Origin of the sequence: Ramlibacter sp. GCM10027632 (genome assembly GCF_042675325.1) — a bacterium.
Taxonomy (GTDB): Bacteria; Pseudomonadota; Gammaproteobacteria; order Burkholderiales; family Burkholderiaceae_C; genus Ramlibacter.
On sequence record NZ_JBHTGW010000003.1, the window covers coordinates 14,536 to 34,374 of the forward strand.

Genomic DNA, 19,839 nt, shown 5'->3' on the forward strand with positions numbered 1-19,839 from the left:
CCGGGGCAGGCCCAGGCGCTGAGGCCCAGGCGCGGCCGCGGAGAGGCTTCAGGCGCGGCGTGCCTTGATGGCGCGCGCGGCTTCCTCCACCAGCGCCGGCCCGCGGTAGACCAGGCCGGTGTAGACCTGGACCACGTCGGCCCCCGCCTCGATCTTGGCGGCCGCGTCCGCGCCGCTGAGGATGCCGCCCACGCCGATGATGGGGTAGTCCTTGCCCAAGGCCTGGCGCAGCGCGCGGATCACGCTGTTGCTGGCCTCGAACACCGGAGCGCCCGACAGGCCCCCCGCCTCCTGGCCGTGCGGCAGGCCCTGGACCGCGTCGCGCGCCAGGGTGGTGTTGGTGGCGATCACGCCGTCCATGCCGTGGCGCCGCAGGGTCGCGGCGATGACCGCGATCTGGGCCTCGTCGAGGTCTGGCGCGATCTTCAGGAACATCGGCACGCGACGGCCATGCTCGCGGGCCAGCGCCTCGCGGCGTTCGGTCAGCGCGCCGAGCAGGCCGTCCAGGGCCTCGTCGCTTTGCAGGGCGCGCAGGTTCTTGGTGTTCGGGCTGGAGATGTTCACCGTGACGTAGTCGGCGTGCGGGTACACGCCGGCCAGGCCGATCAGGTAGTCGTCGGTGGCGCGCTCGATCGGGGTCGCGGCGTTCTTGCCGATGTTCAGGCCCAGCACGATCGGCGAGGGCCGGCCCGGCTGGCGCACGGCGCTGCGGCGAACATTGGTCAGGAAGGCCTCCAGCCCGTCGTTGTTGAAGCCGAAGCGGTTGATCAGGGCGTTGGCCTGCGGCAGGCGGAACATGCGCGGCTTGGGGTTGCCCGGCTGCGCCAGCGGGGTCACGGTGCCCACCTCCACGAAACCGAAGCCCATGGCGGCGAAGGCGTCGATGCAGCGGGCGTTCTTGTCCAGGCCGGCGGCCAGGCCCACGCGGTTCGGGAAGCGCAGTCCGGCCAGCTCGATCGGGTCGTCGACCCGGGTGTTGCGCCAGGCGCATTCCAGGGCCGTGCCCTGCATCCGGGCCAGCGCCGCCAGGGTGGCGTCGTGGGCGGCCTCCGGGTCGAGGCGGAACAGGAAGGGGCGGGCGAGCGAGTAGGGCAGGAGGGCCATGGATAATCGGCAGCGTTTTCTTGCAGAACCCAGGATTGTCGCGTGACTCAGGATGAATTGAAGGCGCTGGTCGGCCAGGCCGCTTTGCAGTACGTGGTGCCCGGCGAAATCGTCGGCGTGGGCACCGGCTCCACCGTCAACAAGTTCATCGACGCCCTGGCGACGATGAAGGACCGCATTCCCGGCGCGGTCTCCAGCTCGGTGGCCTCCACCGAGCGCCTGCGCGCCCTGGGCATCCCGGTGTTCGACGCGAACGAGGTGGGCGAGCTGTCCGTCTACATCGACGGCGCCGACGAGATCGACCCGAATGGCCACATGGTCAAGGGCGGCGGCGCTGCGCTCACGCGCGAGAAGATCGTCGCGGCCCAGTCGCGCCGCTTCGTGTGCATCGCCGACGAGTCCAAGCTGGTCGAGGCCCTGGGCCGCTTCCCGCTGCCGGTCGAAGTGATCCCGATGGCCGCCGCACGCATCACCCGCCAGTTCGCTGCGATGGGTGGCACGGCCAAGGTCCGCATGAAGGACGGCGCGCCGCTGGTGACCGACAACGGCCAGCACATCCTCGACGTGACCGGCCTGTCGATCCGCGACCCGCTGGCCTTCGAGTCCGAGGTGAACCAGTGGCCCGGCGTGGTGACCGTGGGCGTTTTCGCCCACCAGAAGGCCGCGGTGTGCCTGCTGGGTACGTCGGCCGGCGTGAAGACGCTCACCTACTGAGCGCCTGAATGACGAAGCCCGCCGGAGGCGGGCTTCGATCGGCAGGGGCCGGGCGTCAGCCGAAGATGTGGGGTCCGTCGTGCGGCGGCGAGAACACGCCGGCGGGGTGGCCGCTGCCGTTGCCCGGCATGGGCTGGCCGCTGCGCAGCGCCGCCAGCCGCTTCTTCCAGCGCTCGGACTGGTTGACGAAGGTTTCCACGAACTTCTCGAACGAGGCGTCGTCCAGGTCGGAGACGCTGCGGGCCTGCGCCATGATGACGCCGTTGGTGGCTTCCTCCAGGCCCAGGGTGGCGCCATCGGTGCGGTGCCAGTACAGGTTGGCCACCATCAGCTCGCGCAGCGCGGGTTCGGCCTGGTCGGCGGGCAGTTCGTCGAGGTAGACGGACAGGATCATCTGGCCGGAGGCCCCGTCGAACTCGATGTTCAGGACGATGTCCCCGTCGAACAGCAGGACGCAGCTGCTGGTCTTCTCGTCCAGCTTCAGGTCGGGGAGGGTGAGGAGGGTGCCGAAGTTGGCGATCAGCTTGTCGGCGAGTTGGCGGTTGTCCATGGGGGCTCCTTGGGTGGCTCGTGTCAGCGGGGCGCTCGCAGCAGCTGGAGGCTGCAGCTTTCGGCCAGGCGGGTCAGTACCCTGCGCCAACGCAGGCCGGCCCGGCGAGCCTTGCTGACGAGAATGCGCGTCGCCGAAGGCGGCGGGCACAGGGGGCAGCCCCCTGGGGTTTGCCAGACCGTTCGGGGGCCGCTGGCGGGGGAATGCGGGGTGTCGGCACAGGCGGACTGCATCAGGGTACTCCTTGGAACGAGGCCCGTTTCGAGCGCCGGGCTGCCCCGTCGGTAACGCGAGGCACCTGAGCGTTCCCCCCGCGTCTCAGTTCGAGAGCGCCACGTCGGCGAAGGCGATCGAGATCCGTGGCGCCCCTGCGGCCGCAGGCTCGATGCGGTACTGGACGCGGAAGAGCCCGTACATGGCTGGGCGGCGGCCATCGGGATCGTCGCCGGAGCTGAATTCGACGGCATAGGCGGCGTCGACGAGCCAGCTGGCGTTGAGCCCGGGGCGCGCTTCGAAGGCGCGTACGGAGTAAGTGCTCAGGAGGGGGGGGAACTCCGTGCCGAAGGCCTGGGCCAGGCTGCCGGGGACGAAGGTGTTCAATGCGTCCTGGTTCATGCACCGGCTGACGGCCAGGGCCATGGCATCGCCCTGTTCACCCGGGGGGAATGCGTCGCGCAGCCCGATGGCGAACGCGCGTTCAGCGGCGGGCTTGTCTTCATTCCTGACGATCCCCCAGCGCTGGCCGCCCACTACCAGTTCCGACGCGCCGGCATCCCGGTTCGTGCGTTGCGCGATGCGGACCACCCTGGGCGGGTCCTCATCGACAGCGATGTCGATGACCTTCGAGTTCTGGATGCCGTCCAGCATCCAGTCGCCCAGGGGGACGTTGCTGAAAGGGGCCGGCGTGGCGAGTAGCCGGTCGGGAGCGTAGCCTGGCCTCAGTCCCTCGTGCGCCAGGGTCCCCTGGACGATTCCCTGGGCGTCGAGGAGATGCCGGTCAGCGGTAGGCGCGATAAGCTGCTGAGCGAGCGCCAGAGCCTCCGGGCCCGTTCGCCCCCTCAGGGCGAAGCTGGCGATCGGTTCGAGCGAGTGCATCGAGATCCCGCTGTCGAGGCTCAGGCGCTTCAGGATCGCCAGCGAATCTTTCACGCGTGCGTCCACGTCATGTTCTCCCGTCGGGCCGACCAGGTGCTGGCTGGAGGCCACCAGGGCCAGGACCAGGGCACTACAAGCGGCGGGCAGTCCGGGGGAACGCTGTGCCAGGAGTGCGGGCGCCACTCGGTCGACCAGGTCACGCTCTTTCAGTGCCCGTGCCGCTTCGATCGCGGTTCGAAGGTCCTGGACCCGCAGGGCGCTGGCATGGCGAAGCGGCCGGGTGGCATCCCGAGCGATCTGATCACCGAAGGCTGACGCAAGGCTCCGGCGGAAGCCGACGAGAGCCTTTCTCTCCGGGGAGGCCGTGAACCACGCGATGAATCGGGCCCAGCGTCCCGCAGGGGGCTGGGCCGGTCGCAAGGTGGGTTGGTCGCCGTCGAGCCGTATCGCGCACCCCTCGAATGCCGGGGATGCGCCAAGCGCGAGCTGGGTGAAACGGGTGAGGGGCAGTGTCATGCGCAGGGGCTCTGGGATGAGCCTCCTGCGTAACCCGGGTCGGCAAGCCGGTTCCGGCCCTCAGGCCATGCCCTGGTGCCTCAGAAGTGCATCCAGCGTCGGCTCGCGCCCCCGGAACGCCTTGAACGACTCCATCGCCGGCCGGCTGCCGCCCGCCTCGAGGATCTCCTGGCGATAGCGCCGGCCGGTCTCCAGACTCGGGTGGCCCTCGGTGTCCATGGTTTCCTCGAACGCGGCGTAGGCGTCGGCGGAGAGCACCTCGGCCCACTTGTAGCTGTAGTAGCCCGCCGCGTAGCCGCCCGCGAAGATGTGGCTGAAGGTGTGGGCCGTGCGGCTGAAGGCCGGCGGCTGGATCACGGCGACCTCGTCCCGTACGGCCTTCAGCAGCGGCATGAAGTCGTCCTTCGGGTCGTGCTCGGCGTGCAGCAGCATGTCGAACAGCGCGAACTCGATCTGGCGCAGCGTCTGCAGGCCGCTCTGGAAGTTGCGCGCGGCCAGCATCTTGTCGAAGAGGGCGCGCGGCAGCGGCTCGCCGGTGTCCACATGGGCCGTCATGTGCCGCAGCACGCTCCACTCCCAGCAGAAGTTCTCCATGAACTGGCTGGGAAGTTCCACCGCATCCCATTCGACGCCGCTGATGCCCGAGACATCACGCTCGTTGACCCGCGTGAGCAGGTGGTGCAGCGCGTGGCCCGATTCGTGGAACAGGGTGATCACGTCGTCGTGCGTCAGCAGCGGCGGCTTGCCGCCGACGCCGTCGGCGAAGTTGCAGACCATGTGGGCGACGGGGGTCTGCAGGCGGCCGTCGTCCGGGCGCAGCCAGCGGGCGCGCACGTCGTCCATCCAGGCGCCACCGCGCTTGCCCGCGCGCGCCGCCGGGTCCAGGTAGAACTGGCCGACGAGCTGGCCGGCCCGCTCGATGCGGTAGAACTCCACGCCCTCCTGCCACACCGGCGCGCTGTCCCGGTGAAGCGCCACCTCGAACAGCGTCTCGACGATCTTGAACAGGCCGGCCAGCACCTTGGGCGCGGTGAAGTACTGCTTCACCTCCTGCTCGCTGAAGGCGTAGCGCGCCTCCTTGAGCTTCTCGGCGATGAAGGGCCAGTCCCAGGGCTGCGGGTCCTGCAGGCCCAGCTCACGGGCGGCGAACTCGCGCATGTCGGCCAGGTCCTTCTCGGCGTAGGGCCGCGCCTTGGCCGCGAGCTCGCGCAGGAAGTCGATGACCTGTTGCGGCGACTGCGCCATCTTCGGCACCAGCGAGACCGCGGCGAAGTTGCGGTAGCCCAGGAGTTGGGCCTCCTCCTGGCGCAGCGCCAGGATCTCGCGGATCAGGGCGGTGTTGTCGAACTTGCGCAGCGCCTCGGGCGCCTGGTCGCTGGCGCGGGTGACATAGGCGCGGTACATCGTCTCGCGCAGGCCGCGGTGGCGGGCGAACTGCATCACCGGCAGGTAGCACGGCATCTTGAGCGTGAGCTTGAAGCCGTCCTTGCCCTCGGCCTCGGCCGCGGCGCGCGCGGCGTTCACCACGTCCTGCGGCACGCCGTCGAGTTCGTCCTGGCTGGCGTAGTGGGTGAAGCCGTCGGTGGCGTCCAGCGCGTTCTCGCTGAATTTCTGGGCCAGTTCGGCCTGGCGTTCCTGGATCTTCGCGAAACGCTCCTTGGCCGCGCCGGCCAGCTCGGCGCCGCCGAGGACGAAGTTGCGGATCGCGTTCCTGTGGGCCTGGCGCTGCTCGGGGTCCAGCGTGGCGGGGTCGATGGCCTTGTACTTGGCGTACAGGCGCTCGTCGCTGCCCAGGCGGGTCCAGAAATCGGTGACGCGGGGCAGGGCGGCGTTGTAGGCGGCGCGCAGCTCGGGCGTGTCGGCGACGGCGTTGAGGTGGCTGACCGCGCCCCAGGCGCGGCCCATGCGCTCGGTCGCCACGTCCAGGGTGCTGGCCAGGGCCTTCCACTCGGCGGGGAAGGCGGGGGCGACGACGGCCTCCAGGGCCTGGTCGCACTCCGCCAGGAGCTGGTCCACCGCGGGCGCCACGTGCTCGGGGCGGATGCGGTCGAACAGCGGGAGGTCGGTGAAGTCGAGAAGGGGGTTGCTCATGCCGGCCATTTTGCGCCAGTCGGCGCGACCTCAAGGCCGGGGAGCGATTGATTCGCCCGATCGTTGCGATCGGGCGCGCGCTGCAAGCCTCAGGCGCTGGCGCGCTCGGCGGCCTCGAGCGTGTTGACCAGCAGCATGGCGCGGGTCATGGGGCCGACACCGCCCGGCACCGGGGTGATCCAGGAGGCCACCTGGCGCACGCCGTCGAAGTCGACGTCGCCGCACAGCTTGCCTTCGTCGTTGCGGTTCATGCCCACGTCGATCACCACGGCGCCGGGCTTGACCATGTCGGCCGTCAGCACATTGCGCTTGCCGACGGCGGCAACGATCACATCCGCCTGGCGGGTCATGGCGGCGAGGTCCTTCGTGGCGCTGTGGGTGATGGTCACCGTGGCATTCTTCTGCAGGAGCATCAGGGCCATCGGCTTGCCCACGATGTTGCTGCGGCCGATCACCACCGCATGCTTGCCTTTCAGGTCATAGCCGATGGACTCCAGCATCTTCATGCAGCCGTAGGGGGTGCAGGGCCAGAAGCCCGGCTGGCCCACCATCAGTGCGCCGGCGCTGGCCACGTGGAAGCCGTCGACATCCTTGGCCGGGGAGATGGTCTCGATCACCTTGTGCGAGTCCATGTGCCGGGGCAGCGGCAGCTGCACCAGGATGCCATGCACCTTGGGGTCGGCGTTGAGCTCGCGGATGCGGGCCAGCAGGGCTTCCTCGGCCATGTCGGCGGGGTAGCGCTCCAGGGTGGCGCCCAGGCCGGTCTCGGTGCTGTCGTTGACCTTGTGCTTCGTGTAGACCTGGCTGGCCGGGTCGTCGCCGACCAGGATGATGTTCAACTGCGGCTGCACGCCACGCGCCTTGAGGGCCGCGGTGCGGTGCGCCACTTCGGCGCGGATTTGCTTGGACAGGGCGTTGCCGTCGATCAGTTGGGCGGTCATGGGGCAGTCTGGAAATGAAGCCGCCCGCGGATGCGGGCGTGCGGGGGTGGCAGGGGGCGGGCGGTCAGGCCTTGGGCGGGGTCTGTCCGAGGGCGATCTTGAGCAGGTCGGCCACGGTGTTGGCGTTGAGCTTTTCCATGATGTTGGCGCGGTGCGCTTCCACCGTCTTGATGCTGATGCCCAGGTCGTCGGCGATCTGCTTGTTCAGGCGACCGGCGACGATGCGCTCGAGGACCTGCGCCTCGCGCGAGGTGAGCTTGGCCAGGAGGGCGTCGCGGCTGGCGGCGCTCTGGTATTCGGCGAAGGAAGCCTTGGCATGTTCGAGCATGCGCTCGACCAGGTTCAGGAGTTCTTCTTCCTTGAACGGCTTCTGGATGAAGTCCAGCGCGCCCTTCTTCATGGTGTTGACGGCCATGGGCACGTCGCCGTGGCCGGTGATGAAGACGATCGGCAGGGGGGACTTGCGCTCGAGTAGCTTGTCCTGCAGTTCCAGGCCGGTCATGCCGCCCATGCGGATGTCGACGATCAGGCAGGCGACCTCGCGCGGGTCGTAGCGGGAAAGGAAGGATTCCGCCGAGTCGAAGCAGCGGACCCGGTAGTCCTTGCCCTCGAGCAGCCATTGAACGGAGTCGCGAACGGCTTCGTCGTCGTCCACCACATACACCGTGCCCCTTTTGGGAATCAGGCTCATGCTGTCACCCCCGCGTTGTCGTCTCTCGTGTTCTGGATCACGCCGGAAACGGGAATCCAGAAGGAAAACACGCAGCCGGCAACATCCGGCCCATTGTAGATGTTCTGCGCCTGCATCCTTCCCTGGTGCGACTCGACGATGGTGCGGCACAGGTTGAGGCCGATACCCATGCCTTCGGCCTTGGTGGAGAAGAACGCCTCGAACAGGCGGTCCATCACCTCCGGCGCGAGGCCGCGGCCCGAGTCGCGCACGGTGAATTCGACGCCGTCCAGGCCCTCCGAAGCCTTGGGCACCACGCGCAGTTCGACCTGGCGCTGGCCCCCGGGCCGCTGCGCGAGGTCGATGGATTCAGCGGCGTTCTTCAGCAGGTTGACCAGCACCTGCTCGATCAGGATCGGGTCCACCAGCAGGCGCGGCAGGCGCGCTGCGACATAGTGCGACAGCCGCACGTTGCGCCGGCGCAGGTCGATTTCCACCAGTTCCACCGCCTCGGTGACCATGGGAGCCACGTCGGACAGCGTCCGATTGGGCTCGCTTCGCTTCACGAAGCTGCGAATGCGCTGGATGATCTGGCCGGCGCGCTGGGCCTGGCGCGAGGTCTTTTCCAGGGCTGCGAGCAGGTCTTCCTCGCTGATCTGGCGACCCTTGATGCGCGAGACCATGCCGTTGCAGTAGTTGCTGATCGCGGTGAGCGGCTGGTTCAGTTCGTGGGCCACGCTGGAGGCCATCTCGCCCATGGTGATCAGGCGGCTGGCCGACTGGGCGCGCTCGGCCTGCATGGCGGCCTGCTCCTCGGCGTCGCGGCGTGCGGTGATGTCGGTGGCGATGACCATCTGCGCGAGGCGGCCGTCGACCCAGTTCAGGTAGCGGGAGCGCACCTCGAGCCATTTCCCCAGCTCGGGCACGAAGATCTCCGCGTTGCCGGCCTGGGCCGACTCGAGCTGGTCGGTGGGCAGGCCCACGAAGGGATCGGCCTCGTCCTGCGACTCGTCGCTGGAGGGCTGCGTGGGCATGCCGGCCTGGGCGACCATGCCCAGGTGCCCCACGGTGCGGGTGCCGAACCACTGCCGGTACATCTTGTTCGCGAACAGCAGCTCCTCGCTGCCCAGGGGCGCGACCGATACCGACGCATCCAGCGCCTCCAGCACGGTGGTGAAGCGCTCGTGCGAGGCCTGCAGCTGCTCGCGGATGCGATTGGGCTCGGTGATGTCGGTCATGGATGTCATCCACCCGGTCTGGCGGCCCTGGCCGTCGATCAGGGGCGAGACATACATGCGCGCGTCGAACAGGATGCCGTCCTTGCGCTTGACCCGCACCTGGAAGCCGCCGGGGGTGCTGCGCCCGTTGATCTCGTCGTCCAGGCGTGCGGTGAGCAGGTCGCGGTCGTCGTCGGGCCAGTAGGGGAAGGGCGGCATGCGGCCCACGAGTTCGGCCTCGCTCCACCCGGTCATGGTGCAGAACGCGTGGTTCACGTAGGTGATGCGCCCGCTCATGTCCAGCGCCCGCATGCCCGTGAGCATGGAGTTCTCCATCGCGCGGCGGAAGTTGGTCTCGAGCTGCAGCGCGCGCTGCGCCTGCAGGCGCCGGCGGGTGTGGCGCCAGTTGGCGATCAGCATCCAGGCCGTCATCACCGACAGCGTGCCGACCAGCCAGAACAGGCCGGAGCCGATGACCCCCTGCGAGGTCCGCCAGGTCTGGGCGCGGATCATGAGGCCGTTGCCCACGGGCGAGACGGGCACCTCGTACTCGTTGGTCGGGCGGTTCCAGGGCAGCAGCTGCGTGGCCCGGTTGCGGCGCGGCACCGAGGTGCCGGCCAGCACCTGGTCGTTGCCATCCAGGAGGGCCACCGCGTAGCGGGCCGAGACTTCGGTGGGGACGGCGTAGCGCAGGAGGCTGTCGATCGAGTACTCGCCCAGGATCACGCCGGCGAAGCGGCCCTGGTCCGCCAGCGGCACGTGCAGCTGGAGCAGGGCGCTGCCGTCTCCACCGGCCACGGGCTGGGAGTACACCGGCTGCTTGAGGTCGCGCGCCAGGCTGAAGTTGGACTCGGTTTCGCCGGAGCGCAGGTAGTCGCCGGCGACCCGCATCTGCTGGCTGCTGACCGTGGGGCCGATGTAGGCCGCTCGGATGCGCCGGCGCTCGTCGATCCAGGTCAGGGACTGCAGTTCCGGGTACTGCACCACCAGCGACTCGGCGCGGCCGACGAACTCCTCGGCGTCGACCTCGCGGTTGCCGATGTCGCGGGCGATGCGCATCAGCTGTTCCTGTCGCTCGAGCAGGCGCAGGCGCACGCGCTGCTGCGCGTACTCCACGTCGCGCTTGACGGCCTCCAGTTCGCGTTCCTCCTCCTCCATCCGCAGGTAGCTGAAGGAGGCGGCGATGGCCGCGAGGAACAGCACCACCGCGATCAGCGGGGCGAGCATGGCCAGGCGGTCCTGGCGACTGGCGGACTGGCGCCGCCACCAGCGCCGCATCCAAGGCGCGGGCGGCACCGTATCCTGCGATTCCGAAGGGAGCACCGAGTCCTGCATGGCTTGGAGTGTAGGCGGCGCAGGGGTGGGGACTGGCAGCCTCATGAATTGATGCGGCGCAACAGAAATATTGCAATATGAAATGGGTCGCCGTATTTTGAAATGCGCGCAAAATGTGACACACTCGCGTCCGGCCACAAGCCCACCGTACTAAATTCACTTCCCTTCGAGGAGACAGCTCTCATGTCTGCACAGCCCGACAATCTGTTCGGATCGGCCGCGAACGACGCGGACTCTCAGGAAACCCGCGAATGGATTGACGCGCTGCAGGCCGTCATCGCGACCGAAGGCCGTGAGCGCGGCCACTTCCTCCTCGAGCAGCTGCTCGAACAGGCCCGCCAGTCCGGCATCGACATGCCGTTCTCCGCGACCACCGCCTATGTCAACACCATCGAGCCGCAGGACGAGGCCCGCTGCCCCGGCAACCTCGAGATCGAGGAGCGCCTGCGCGCCTACATGCGCTGGAACGCCATGGCCATGGTGGTCAAGGCCAACCGCCTGAACCCCGAGGACGGCGGCGACCTGGGCGGCCACATCAGCTCCTTCGCCTCGCTGGCCACCATGTTCGGCGCCGGCTTCAACCATTTCTGGAAAGCCGAGCAGGGCGACAAGGGCGGCGACTGCCTGTACATCCAGGGCCACAGCGCCCCCGGCGTGTATGCCCGCGCCTTCCTGGAAGGCCGCATCTCCGAGGAGCAGCTGCTCAACTTCCGCCAGGAAGTGGACGGCAAGGGCCTGTCCTCCTACCCGCACCCCAAGCTGATGCCGGAGTTCTGGCAGTTCCCCACGGTGTCCATGGGCCTGGGCCCGCTGATGGCGATCTACCAGGCGCGCTTCCTGAAGTACCTGCACGCCCGCGGCATCGCCGACACCTCCGGCCGCAAGGTCTGGGCCTTCCTGGGTGACGGCGAGATGGACGAGGTGGAAAGCCTGGGCGCCATCGGCGTGGCCGCCCGCGAGAAGCTGGACAACCTGATCTTCGTCGTGAACTGCAACCTGCAGCGCCTTGACGGTCCGGTGCGCGGCAACGGCAAGATCATCCAGGAACTCGAAGGCGAGTTCCGCGGTGCCGGCTGGAACGTGATCAAGCTGATCTGGGGCTCCTACTGGGACCCGCTGCTGGCCCGCGACAAGGACGGCATCCTGCGCAAGGTCATGATGGACACGCTGGACGGCGACTACCAGGCCATGAAGGCCAACGACGGCGCGTTCGTTCGCAAGAACTTCTTCGGCAAGCATCCCAAGCTGCTGGAGATGGTCTCCCACATGTCCGACGAGGACATCTGGCGCCTCAACCGCGGCGGCCATGACCCGCAGAAGGTGTACGCCGCCTACGACAAGGCCGTGAACCACCAGGGCCAGCCCACCGTCCTGCTGATCAAGACCGTCAAGGGCTTCGGCATGGGCAAGGCCGGCGAGGCGCGCAACATCGCCCACCAGGCCAAGAAGCTGTCCGACGAGGACATCAAGGCCTTCCGCGACCGCTTCAACATCCCGATCCCGGACGACAAGCTGGCCGAGATCCCGTTCTACAAGCCGGAAGAGAACACCCCGGAGATGCAGTACCTGCACGAGCGCCGCAAGGCCCTCGGCGGCTACCTGCCCGCGCGCCGCGCCAAGGCCGACGAACAGCTCAACGTGCCCCCGCTGGAAGCCTTCAAGGCCGTGCTCGAGCCCACGCCCGAGGGCCGCGAGATTTCCACGACCCAGGCCTACGTGCGCTTCCTGAACGCGCTGCTGCGTGACAAGGAGCTCGGCCCCCGCGCCGTGCCCATCCTGGTCGACGAGGCCCGCACCTTCGGCATGGAAGGCCTGTTCCGCCAGATCGGCATCTACAACCCTGCCGGCCAGCAGTACACCCCGCAGGACCGCGACCAGGTTTCCTACTACAAGGAAGACCAGTCCGGCCAGATCCTGCAGGAAGGCATCAACGAAGCCGGCGGCATGGCCAGCTGGATCGCGGCTGCGACGTCGTACTCGACGAACAACCGCATCATGGTGCCGTTCTACATCTACTACTCGATGTTCGGCCTGCAGCGCGTGGGCGACCTGTGCTGGGCGGCTGGCGACATGCAGGCGCGCGGCTTCCTGCTGGGCGGCACCTCCGGCCGGACCACGCTGAACGGCGAGGGCCTGCAGCACGAGGACGGCCACAGCCACATCCTGGCCGGCACCATCCCCAACTGCGTCTCCTACGACCCGACCTTCGCCCACGAAGTGGCGGTGATCATGCAGCACGGCCTCAAGCGCATGGTGGAGAAGCAGGAGAACGTCTACTACTACATCACCCTGCTGAACGAGAACTACCCCATGCCCGGCCTGCAGCCCGGCACCGAGGAAGGGATCATCAAGGGCATGTACCTGTTCAAGCCGGGTGCGGCCCTGGCCAAGGCCCCGACGGTGCAGCTGCTCGGTTCCGGCACCATCCTGCGTGAGTCCCTGGCCGCCCAGGATCTGCTCGAGAAGGAGTGGGGCGTGTCCGCCAGCGTCTGGAGCTGCCCCAGCTTCAACGAACTGGCCCGTGACGGCCAGGACTGCGACCGCTGGAACCTGCTGCATCCCACCGAGACGCCGCGGGTGCCCTATGTGGCGCAGCAGCTCGAGAAGCATGCCGGCCCGGTGATCGCCTCGACCGACTACATCAAGGCCTACACCGACCAGATCCGCCCGTTCATGCCCAAGGGCCGCAACTACAAGGTGCTGGGCACCGACGGCTACGGCCGCAGCGACTTCCGCAGCAAGCTGCGCGAGCACTTCGAGGTGAACCGCCATTACATCGTCGTGGCCGCCCTGAAGGCACTGAGCGAGGAGGGCGCCGTGCCCGTCGCGAAGGTGGCCGAGGCCATCGCCAAGTACGGCATCAAGACCGATCGCGTGAATCCGCTCTACGCCTGATCGCCCACGCAGAAAGAAGAAAACGGAGAACGACACATGGCGTTGATCGAAGTGCAGGTCCCCGACATCGGGGACTTCGACGAAGTCGCTGTCATCGAGCTTCTGGTGAAGCCGGGTGACACCGTCAAGCCCGAGCAGTCCCTCATCACCGTCGAGTCCGACAAGGCCTCGATGGAGATCCCCTCGTCCGCCGGTGGCGTGGTCCGGGAGCTGAAGGTCAAGCTCGGCGACAAGGTCAAGCAGGGTTCGGTGGTGCTGGTGCTGGAAAGCGGCGCCGCTGCCGCGCCGGCACCCGCTGCGGCGGCCCCGGCCCCCGCGCCCGCCGCTCCCGAGCCTGCGCCTGCGCCCGCCGCGGCCCCGGCCGCCGCCGGCCCGGTGGACGTGCGCGTGCCCGACATCGGCGACTTCAAGGACGTGGCCGTGATCGAGCTGCTGGTCCAGCCGGGCGAGGCGGTGAAGAAGGAGCAGTCCCTCATCACCGTCGAGTCCGACAAGGCCTCGATGGAGATCCCGTCGCCGGCCGCCGGCACCCTCGAGGAGCTCAAGGTCAAGCTGGGCGACAAGATCAACATCGGTGACCTGATCGCCGTGCTGGAGGGCGTGTCCGGTGGCGCAGGCGCCGCCCCGGCGCCTGCCGCGCCCGCACCGGCGGCCGCCGCGGTTGCGCCCGCCGCGGCCGTGGCCTCCGCGCCCGCCGAGCGTGTCGCGCCCACCGCCTCGCTGCCCCCGCACCAGCCGGGCACGCCCACCGGCGCGCTGCCCCACGCCTCGCCCTCCGTGCGCAAGTTCGCCCGCGAGCTGGGCGTGCCGCTGGAAGAGGTCAAGGGCACCGGCCAGAAGGGCCGCATCACCCAGGAGGACGTCCAGTCCTTCACCAAGTCCGTCATGAAGGGCGAGACCTTCACCAAGGCCGCGGCCGCCAAGGCCCCCGCCGGCGGCGGCAGCGGCGAGGCCCTGGGCCTGCTGCCCTGGCCGAAGGTCGACTTCACCAAGTTCGGCCCGGTGGAGCGCAAGGAAATGGGCCGGATCAAGAAGATCTCGGGCGCCAACCTGCACCGCAACTGGGTGATGATCCCGCACGTCACCAACCACGACGATGCCGACATCACCGAGCTCGAGGCCTTCCGCGTCTCCACCAACAAGGAGAACGAGAAGAGCGGCGTCAAGGTGACCATGCTGGCCTTCCTGATCAAGGCCTGCGTCGCCGCGCTGAAGAAGTTCCCCGAGTTCAACAGCTCGCTGGACGGCGACAGCCTCGTCTACAAGCAGTACTACCACATCGGCTTCGCCGCCGACACGCCCAACGGCCTGGTGGTGCCCGTCATCAAGGACGCCGACAAGAAGGGCGTGCTGCAGATCAGCCAGGAGATGGGCGAGCTCGCCAAGAAGGCGCGCGAGGGCAAGATCGCCCCGGCCGACATGCAGGGCGCGAGCTTCACGATTTCGTCGCTCGGCGGCATCGGCGGCCGTTACTTCACGCCGATCATCAACGCGCCCGAAGTCGCTATCCTCGGTGTGTGCAAAAGCCAGATGGAACCGGTGTGGGACGGCAAGGCGTTCCAGCCGCGCCTCATGCTGCCGCTGTCGCTGTCGTGGGACCACCGCGTCATCGACGGCGCGGCCGCGGCCCGCTTCAACGCCTACCTGGGGCAGATCCTGGCGGACTTCCGCCGCGTGCTGCTCTGACGCGCCGCCCCTGACCTCGTGCCATGACCACCGTCGTCGTCGCCAGGAAAGCCGGCCAGGTCGCCATTGCGGCGGACACGCTGGTGACCTTCGGCGACACGCGGCTGGCCCACCGGTACGAGGAGAACACCAAGATCTTCCGCGTCGACACCGAGGCCGGGCCGAGCTACATCGGCATGGCCGGCACGGTGGCCCACTTCCCGGTGCTGCGCAAGGCACTGGCCGGCATGCCGCGGGAGATCCTGCAACTGAGCAGCAAGGACGAGGTCTTCGACACCTTCACCAAGCTGCACCCCTACCTCAAGGACAACTTCTTCCTCCAGACCAAGGAGGAAGACAGCGATCCCTACGAGTCCAGCCAGTTCAGCGTGGTCATCGCCAACGCCTCGGGCATCTACGGGCTCTACAGCTATCGCGAGGTCTTCGAGTTCAAGGAGTTCTGGGGCATCGGCTCCGGCCGCAGCTTCGCGCTGGGCGCCATGCATGCCATCTACGGCAAAGCCAGGTCGGCCAAGGAAGTGGCCGAGGCCGGCATCGCCGCCGGCTGCGAGTTCGACCGCAATTCGGCCGGCCCGTGGGACGTATTCACCGTGAAAACCAAGGAAACCAATAAATGAGTCGGGTTGAAGTCAAGGTGCCGGACATCGGCGATTTCTCCGAAGTCGCGGTCATCGAGTTGCTGGTCCAGCCCGGCGACGTGATCAAGAAGGAGCAGTCCCTCATCACCGTGGAGAGCGACAAGGCCTCGATGGAGATCCCGTCCAGCCATGCGGGCGTGGTGAAGGAGCTGAAGGTCAAGCTCGGCGACAAGGTGGCCGAGGGCTCGGTGGTGCTGGTGGTGGAGGCCGAGGAGGGCGCCGGAGCTTCCGCGCCTGCGGCCGCGCCGGCAGCGCCTGCGGCTGCTCCCGCTGCGGCCGCGCCGGTTCCCGCCGTGGCTGCCGCCCCCGCTGCCAGCTACGCCGGTGGCGCCGACCTCGAGTGCGAGATGCTGGTCCTCGGCGGCGGCCCCGGCGGTTATTCCGCCGCCTTCCGTGCTGCCGATCTGGGCATGAAGGTGGTCCTCGTCGAGCGCTACGCCACCCTGGGCGGCGTGTGCCTGAACGTGGGCTGCATTCCCTCCAAGGCGCTGCTGCACGTGGCCGCGGTGATGGACGAGGTCTCGCATTTCGAGTCGCTGGGCGTGAGCTTCGGCAAGCCGACGGTGGACATCGACAAGCTGCGCGCGCACAAGGGCAAGGTGGTCTCCAAGCTGACCGGCGGCCTGGCCGCGATGGCCAAGATGCGCAAGGTCACCGTGGTGCGCGGCTACGGCTCGTTCATCGATCCGTTCCACCTGCAGGTCGAGGAGACCACCGGTGACGGCCAGGAGAAGACGGGCAAGACCCAGACCATCAAGTTCAAGCAGGCCATCATCGCCGCCGGCTCGCAGGCCGTGCGCCTGCCCTTCATGCCGGACGACCCGCGCGTGGTGGACTCCACCGGCGCACTGGCGCTGGCCTCCTCGCCCAAGCGCATGCTGGTGCTGGGCGGCGGCATCATCGGCCTGGAGATGGGCACGGTGTACTCCTCGACGCTGGGCACGCGCCTGGACGTGGTGGAGATGATGGACGGCCTGATGCAGGGCGCGGATCGCGACCTGGTCAAGGTGTGGCAGAAGATGAACGCGCCGCGCTTCGACAACGTCATGCTCAAGACCAAGACCGTCGGCGCGGAAGCGACGCAGGACGGCATCCTGGTGCGCTTCGAGGGCGAGAACGCGCCCAAGGAGCCGCAACTGTACGACCTGGTGCTGCAGGCCGTGGGCCGCACGCCCAACGGCCGCAAGATCGGCGCCGAGAAGGCGGGCATCGCGGTGAACGAGCGCGGCTTCATTCCCGTGGACGTGCAGATGCGCACCAACGTGCCGCACATCTTCGCCATCGGCGACATCGTGGGTCAGCCGATGCTGGCGCACAAGGCGGTGCATGAGGCGCACGTGGCGGCGGAAGTGGCGGCCGGCGAGAAGGCTTTCTTCGACGCCCGCGTGATTCCCTCCGTGGCCTACACGGACCCCGAGGTGGCCTGGGTGGGCCTCACCGAGGACCAGGCCAAGGCGCAGGGCATCGCGGTCAAGAAGGGCCTGTTCCCCTGGGCGGCCTCCGGCCGCGCCATCGCCAACGGCCGCGACGAGGGCTTCACCAAGCTGCTGTTCGACAAGGAGTCCGGCCGCATCCTGGGCGGCGGCATCGTGGGTACGCACGCCGGCGACATGATCGGCGAGGTGGCCCTGGCCATCGAGATGGGCGCCGACGAGGTGGACATCGGCAAGACCATCCACCCGCACCCCACGCTGGGTGAGAGCATCGGCATGGCGGCGGAGGTGGCGCACGGCACCTGCACGGACGTGCCCCCGGCGCGCAAGTAAGGCGGCGAGGCCGCAACGAAAAAGGCGGCCCGCAGGCCGCCTTTTTTCATGGCCGCCGAGGGCGGCCGCTACCGAAGCCGGGTCTCAGGGCGACGCCAGGGGCTTGGCGGGCTTGGCCGGCGGGGCCTCGGCGGAGCCGCCGGTGAGGACACGGCGGGCGCCGTCGAAGCGGCGCACCCAGTAGCTGCCGGACATGTCCTCGACACGGACCTCGGCGCCGGGCTTGGGCGCATGGATGAACTTGCCGTTGCCCACGTAGATGCCGACGTGGCTGAAGGCGCGGCGCATGGTGTTGAAGAAGACCAGGTCGCCGGGCTTGAGCTCCTTCTTGTCGATGACCTCGGTCGCGGCGGCCTGCTCGTTGGCGCGGCGGGGCAGCACCATGCCCATGGTCTGCTCGTAGAGGGCGCGGACGAAGCCGCTGCAGTCGAAGCCGGTGTCCTCGGAGACGCCGCCGCGGCGGTAGGGCACGCCCAGGAAGCCCATGGCGTTGACCACCAGGTCGGAGGCGCGGTCCTTGACGTTGACGCCGACCTGCTCGATGCGCCCCAGCAGGCCGCGTTCGGACAGCAGCCGGCCCATGTCGTCCTCACCGGGACCCGGCGCCGCAAAGGCGGGCAGGCTGATCGCCAGGAGGAGGGTGGGGAGCCATCGGGACATCCGGTCGAGCTTAACAGGCTGGCACGCCGCGTCAACCGGAAAAAGCGCACGTAACCTGTTGATTCAATTCAATCTTTGACAGCGTACGGGGAATCCCGCAGAGATCCGGCGGTGCGGCCCGTGCCGTCGCCACAATGCACCCATGACCCATTCCCTGATTCCGCATGCGCGCGGCCGCCTGCTGCCGCGGCTCGTGGCCGGCCTGCTGGCCTGCCTGTCGGGGCTGCCGCTCGCCGTCCACGCCCTGACCCTGGAAACCGTGGCCCGGGGCCTGGAGCACCCCTGGGCGGTGGCCTTCCTGCCCGGCGGGCAGTTCCTCGTCACCGAGCGGCCGGGGCGGCTTCGGGTCATCGAGGCCGACGGGCGCCTCGGCCCGCCCCTGGCCGGGGTGCCGGCCGTGGACGCGCGCGGCCAGGGCGGGTTGCTCGACCTGGCCCTGGACCCGGACTTCGCCCGATCCCGCCAGCTGTTCTTCTGCTTCGCGGAAGGCGGCGCCGGTGGCAACGCCACGGCCCTGGCGCGGGCGCGGCTGGCGGCCGACCTGACGCGCCTCGAGGAGGTCCGCGTCATCTTCCGGCAGCAGCCGCAGGTGTCCAGCCAGCTGCATTTCGGCTGCCGCATCGTGCCGGCCCGCGACGGCACCCTGTTCCTCGCCCTGGGCGAGCGTTTCCACCGCATGCAGGACGCCCAGCGCCTGGACAACCACCTCGGCAAGGTGCTGCGCCTCACCCGCGATGGCGCCGCGGCGCCGGGCAACCCCTTCGCGCAGCGGCCCGGGGCGCTGCCGGAAATCTGGAGCCTGGGACACCGCAACCCGCAGGGCGCCACGCTGGCGCCCGACGGCGCGCTGTGGCTCCACGAGCACGGCCCGCAGGGGGGCGACGAGGTCAACCTGCCGCAGCCCGGGCGCAATTACGGCTGGCCGGTGGCCACCTTCGGGGAGCAGTACGGTGGCGGCAGGATCGGCGCCGGCCTGACGCAGGCCCCGGGCATGGAGCCGCCCCTGCACCACTGGACGCCGTCGGTGGCGCCGTCCGGCATGGCCTTCCTCACGAGTGACCGCTACGGGCCGGCCTGGCGCGGCAGCCTGTTCGTCGGCGCCCTGAGGGCGCGGCTGCTGGTGCGGCTGGAGGTGTCGGGCCCGGGCGAGCCGCCGCGGGTGCTGCGGGAGGAGCGGATGGACGCGGGCGACCGCATCCGGGACGTGCGCCAGGGGCCGGACGGCCTCCTCTACCTGCTGACGGACAGCCCGCAGGGCCGCCTGCTGCGGGTGGCTCCGGGGCGATGAGGGCGCCGGCGATCAGGGCTTGATCAGCCCCTTGCGCACGGCGTAGAGGGTGAGGCTGGCGATGTCGTTGATCTGCAGCCGCTCCATGATGCGGGCGCGGTGCACATCGACCGTCTTGGGCGACAGGCCCAGGTCGTAGGCGATCTCCTTGGAGGCCTTGCCCTGCGCGATCATGCGCAGGATCTCCACCTGGCGGTGGGTGAGTTCGTCGTCCACCGTGGGCTCGGACGGCTGCAGCAGGCGCTGCGCGATGACCGGGCTGAAGTAGCTGCCGGTGGCCATCACGCTGCGCAGGGCCTGTTCCAGCTCGAAGGGCGGCGCGTCCTTCATGAGGTAGCCGCAGGCGCCGTTGGCGACGGCGCGCTTGACGAAGTCGACGGTGTCGTACATCGACAGCACCAGCAGGCGCACCTCGGGGTGCTTGCCGTGGATCTCGGAGATGGCGGCGATGCCGTCCATGCCGGGCATGGAAATGTCCGTCATGACGACGTCGGGCTTGAGGTCCTCGACCAGGGTGACGAGTTCGCGGCCGTCATGGGCCTCGGCGATCACTTCAACGCCGTCGATCAGGGCCAGCAGGGCCTTGATGCCCGAACGCACGAGGTCGTGGTCGTCAGCGAGCACGACCCGGATCGTGGAAGGTGGGTCCTTGTGTTTCATGCAAAAGGTTTAG

The 19,839-nt window shown here is 68.8% G+C and carries 15 protein-coding genes; 6 read left to right on the forward strand and 9 right to left on the reverse strand.

Going from position 1 to position 19,839, the window contains the following annotated elements; translation table 11 throughout:
* Positions 1-48 precede the first annotated feature (48 nt).
* On the reverse strand, positions 49-1,104 hold the full coding sequence (locus tag ACFQZY_RS06085; protein ID WP_377413939.1) for a quinone-dependent dihydroorotate dehydrogenase: 1,056 nt from the start codon (positions 1,102-1,104) through the stop codon (positions 49-51).
* Positions 1,105-1,146: 42 nt separating this feature from the next.
* Between ACFQZY_RS06085 and rpiA the strand changes: the two genes are divergently transcribed.
* On the forward strand, positions 1,147-1,818 hold the full coding sequence (gene rpiA / locus ACFQZY_RS06090; RefSeq protein WP_377413942.1) for a ribose-5-phosphate isomerase RpiA: 672 nt from the start codon (positions 1,147-1,149) through the stop codon (positions 1,816-1,818).
* Between the two features lie 55 nt (positions 1,819-1,873).
* Here the strand turns inward: rpiA and ACFQZY_RS06095 are convergent, their stop codons facing one another.
* The 6 genes from ACFQZY_RS06095 to ACFQZY_RS06120 all read right to left on the reverse strand — a co-directional run bounded on the left by ACFQZY_RS06095 (position 1,874) and on the right by ACFQZY_RS06120 (position 10,233).
* Positions 1,874-2,368, reverse strand: a complete 495-nt coding sequence (locus ACFQZY_RS06095; RefSeq protein ID WP_377413944.1) for a type III secretion system chaperone — start codon at positions 2,366-2,368, stop codon at positions 1,874-1,876.
* 318 nt (positions 2,369-2,686) lie between these two features.
* Positions 2,687-3,979 (reverse strand): hypothetical protein, encoded by a 1,293-nt coding sequence (locus ACFQZY_RS06100; RefSeq protein WP_377413946.1) that lies wholly within the window; start codon positions 3,977-3,979, stop codon positions 2,687-2,689.
* Positions 3,980-4,039: 60 nt separating this feature from the next.
* Positions 4,040-6,070, reverse strand: a complete 2,031-nt coding sequence (locus tag ACFQZY_RS06105) for a M3 family metallopeptidase (RefSeq protein WP_377413948.1) — start codon at positions 6,068-6,070, stop codon at positions 4,040-4,042.
* Positions 6,071-6,159: 89 nt separating this feature from the next.
* The gene (folD, locus tag ACFQZY_RS06110) at positions 6,160-7,011 is read right to left on the reverse strand and encodes a bifunctional methylenetetrahydrofolate dehydrogenase/methenyltetrahydrofolate cyclohydrolase FolD (protein ID WP_377413951.1); all 852 of its coding nucleotides are present in this window, start codon (positions 7,009-7,011) and stop codon (positions 6,160-6,162) included.
* A gap of 64 nt (positions 7,012-7,075) precedes the next feature.
* Positions 7,076-7,702: a response regulator transcription factor gene (locus ACFQZY_RS06115; protein ID WP_377413954.1), complete on the reverse strand. Its 627-nt coding sequence runs from the start codon at positions 7,700-7,702 to the stop codon at positions 7,076-7,078.
* Positions 7,699-10,233 (reverse strand): PAS domain S-box protein, encoded by a 2,535-nt coding sequence (locus ACFQZY_RS06120; protein WP_377413957.1) that lies wholly within the window; start codon positions 10,231-10,233, stop codon positions 7,699-7,701. The genes ACFQZY_RS06115 and ACFQZY_RS06120 overlap by 4 nt, the downstream gene beginning before the upstream one ends.
* Before the next feature lie 183 nt (positions 10,234-10,416).
* On the opposite strand from ACFQZY_RS06120, the gene aceE reads away from it, so the two are divergent.
* The 4 genes from aceE to lpdA are packed head-to-tail and all read left to right on the forward strand — an operon-like array spanning position 10,417 to position 17,218.
* Positions 10,417-13,128 (forward strand): pyruvate dehydrogenase (acetyl-transferring), homodimeric type, encoded by a 2,712-nt coding sequence (gene aceE, locus ACFQZY_RS06125; protein WP_377413959.1) that lies wholly within the window; start codon positions 10,417-10,419, stop codon positions 13,126-13,128.
* Between the two features lie 36 nt (positions 13,129-13,164).
* A complete protein-coding gene (gene aceF, locus ACFQZY_RS06130; RefSeq protein ID WP_377413961.1) occupies positions 13,165-14,814 on the forward strand; it encodes a dihydrolipoyllysine-residue acetyltransferase in 1,650 nt (549 codons plus the stop codon).
* 23 nt (positions 14,815-14,837) lie between these two features.
* Positions 14,838-15,431 carry an MFS transporter gene (locus ACFQZY_RS06135; RefSeq protein ID WP_377413964.1) on the forward strand — a complete coding sequence of 198 codons (594 nt, stop codon included), beginning with the start codon at positions 14,838-14,840 and terminating at the stop codon, positions 15,429-15,431.
* Complete coding sequence (gene lpdA, locus ACFQZY_RS06140) at positions 15,428-17,218, forward strand: dihydrolipoyl dehydrogenase (protein WP_377413966.1); 1,791 nt, start codon at positions 15,428-15,430, stop codon at positions 17,216-17,218. The genes ACFQZY_RS06135 and lpdA overlap by 4 nt, the downstream gene beginning before the upstream one ends.
* A gap of 84 nt (positions 17,219-17,302) precedes the next feature.
* Here lpdA and ACFQZY_RS06145 read toward each other — a convergent pair whose 3' ends face one another.
* On the reverse strand, positions 17,303-17,878 hold the full coding sequence (locus tag ACFQZY_RS06145) for a C40 family peptidase (protein ID WP_377413968.1): 576 nt from the start codon (positions 17,876-17,878) through the stop codon (positions 17,303-17,305).
* Between the two features lie 142 nt (positions 17,879-18,020).
* On the opposite strand from ACFQZY_RS06145, the gene ACFQZY_RS06150 reads away from it, so the two are divergent.
* Positions 18,021-19,166, forward strand: coding sequence for a PQQ-dependent sugar dehydrogenase (locus ACFQZY_RS06150; RefSeq protein WP_377413971.1), 1,146 nt, complete (start codon positions 18,021-18,023; stop codon positions 19,164-19,166).
* A 12-nt stretch (positions 19,167-19,178) separates the two neighbouring features.
* Here ACFQZY_RS06150 and ACFQZY_RS06155 read toward each other — a convergent pair whose 3' ends face one another.
* Positions 19,179-19,826, reverse strand: a complete 648-nt coding sequence (locus ACFQZY_RS06155) for a response regulator (RefSeq protein WP_377413973.1) — start codon at positions 19,824-19,826, stop codon at positions 19,179-19,181.
* Positions 19,827-19,839 lie beyond the last annotated feature (13 nt).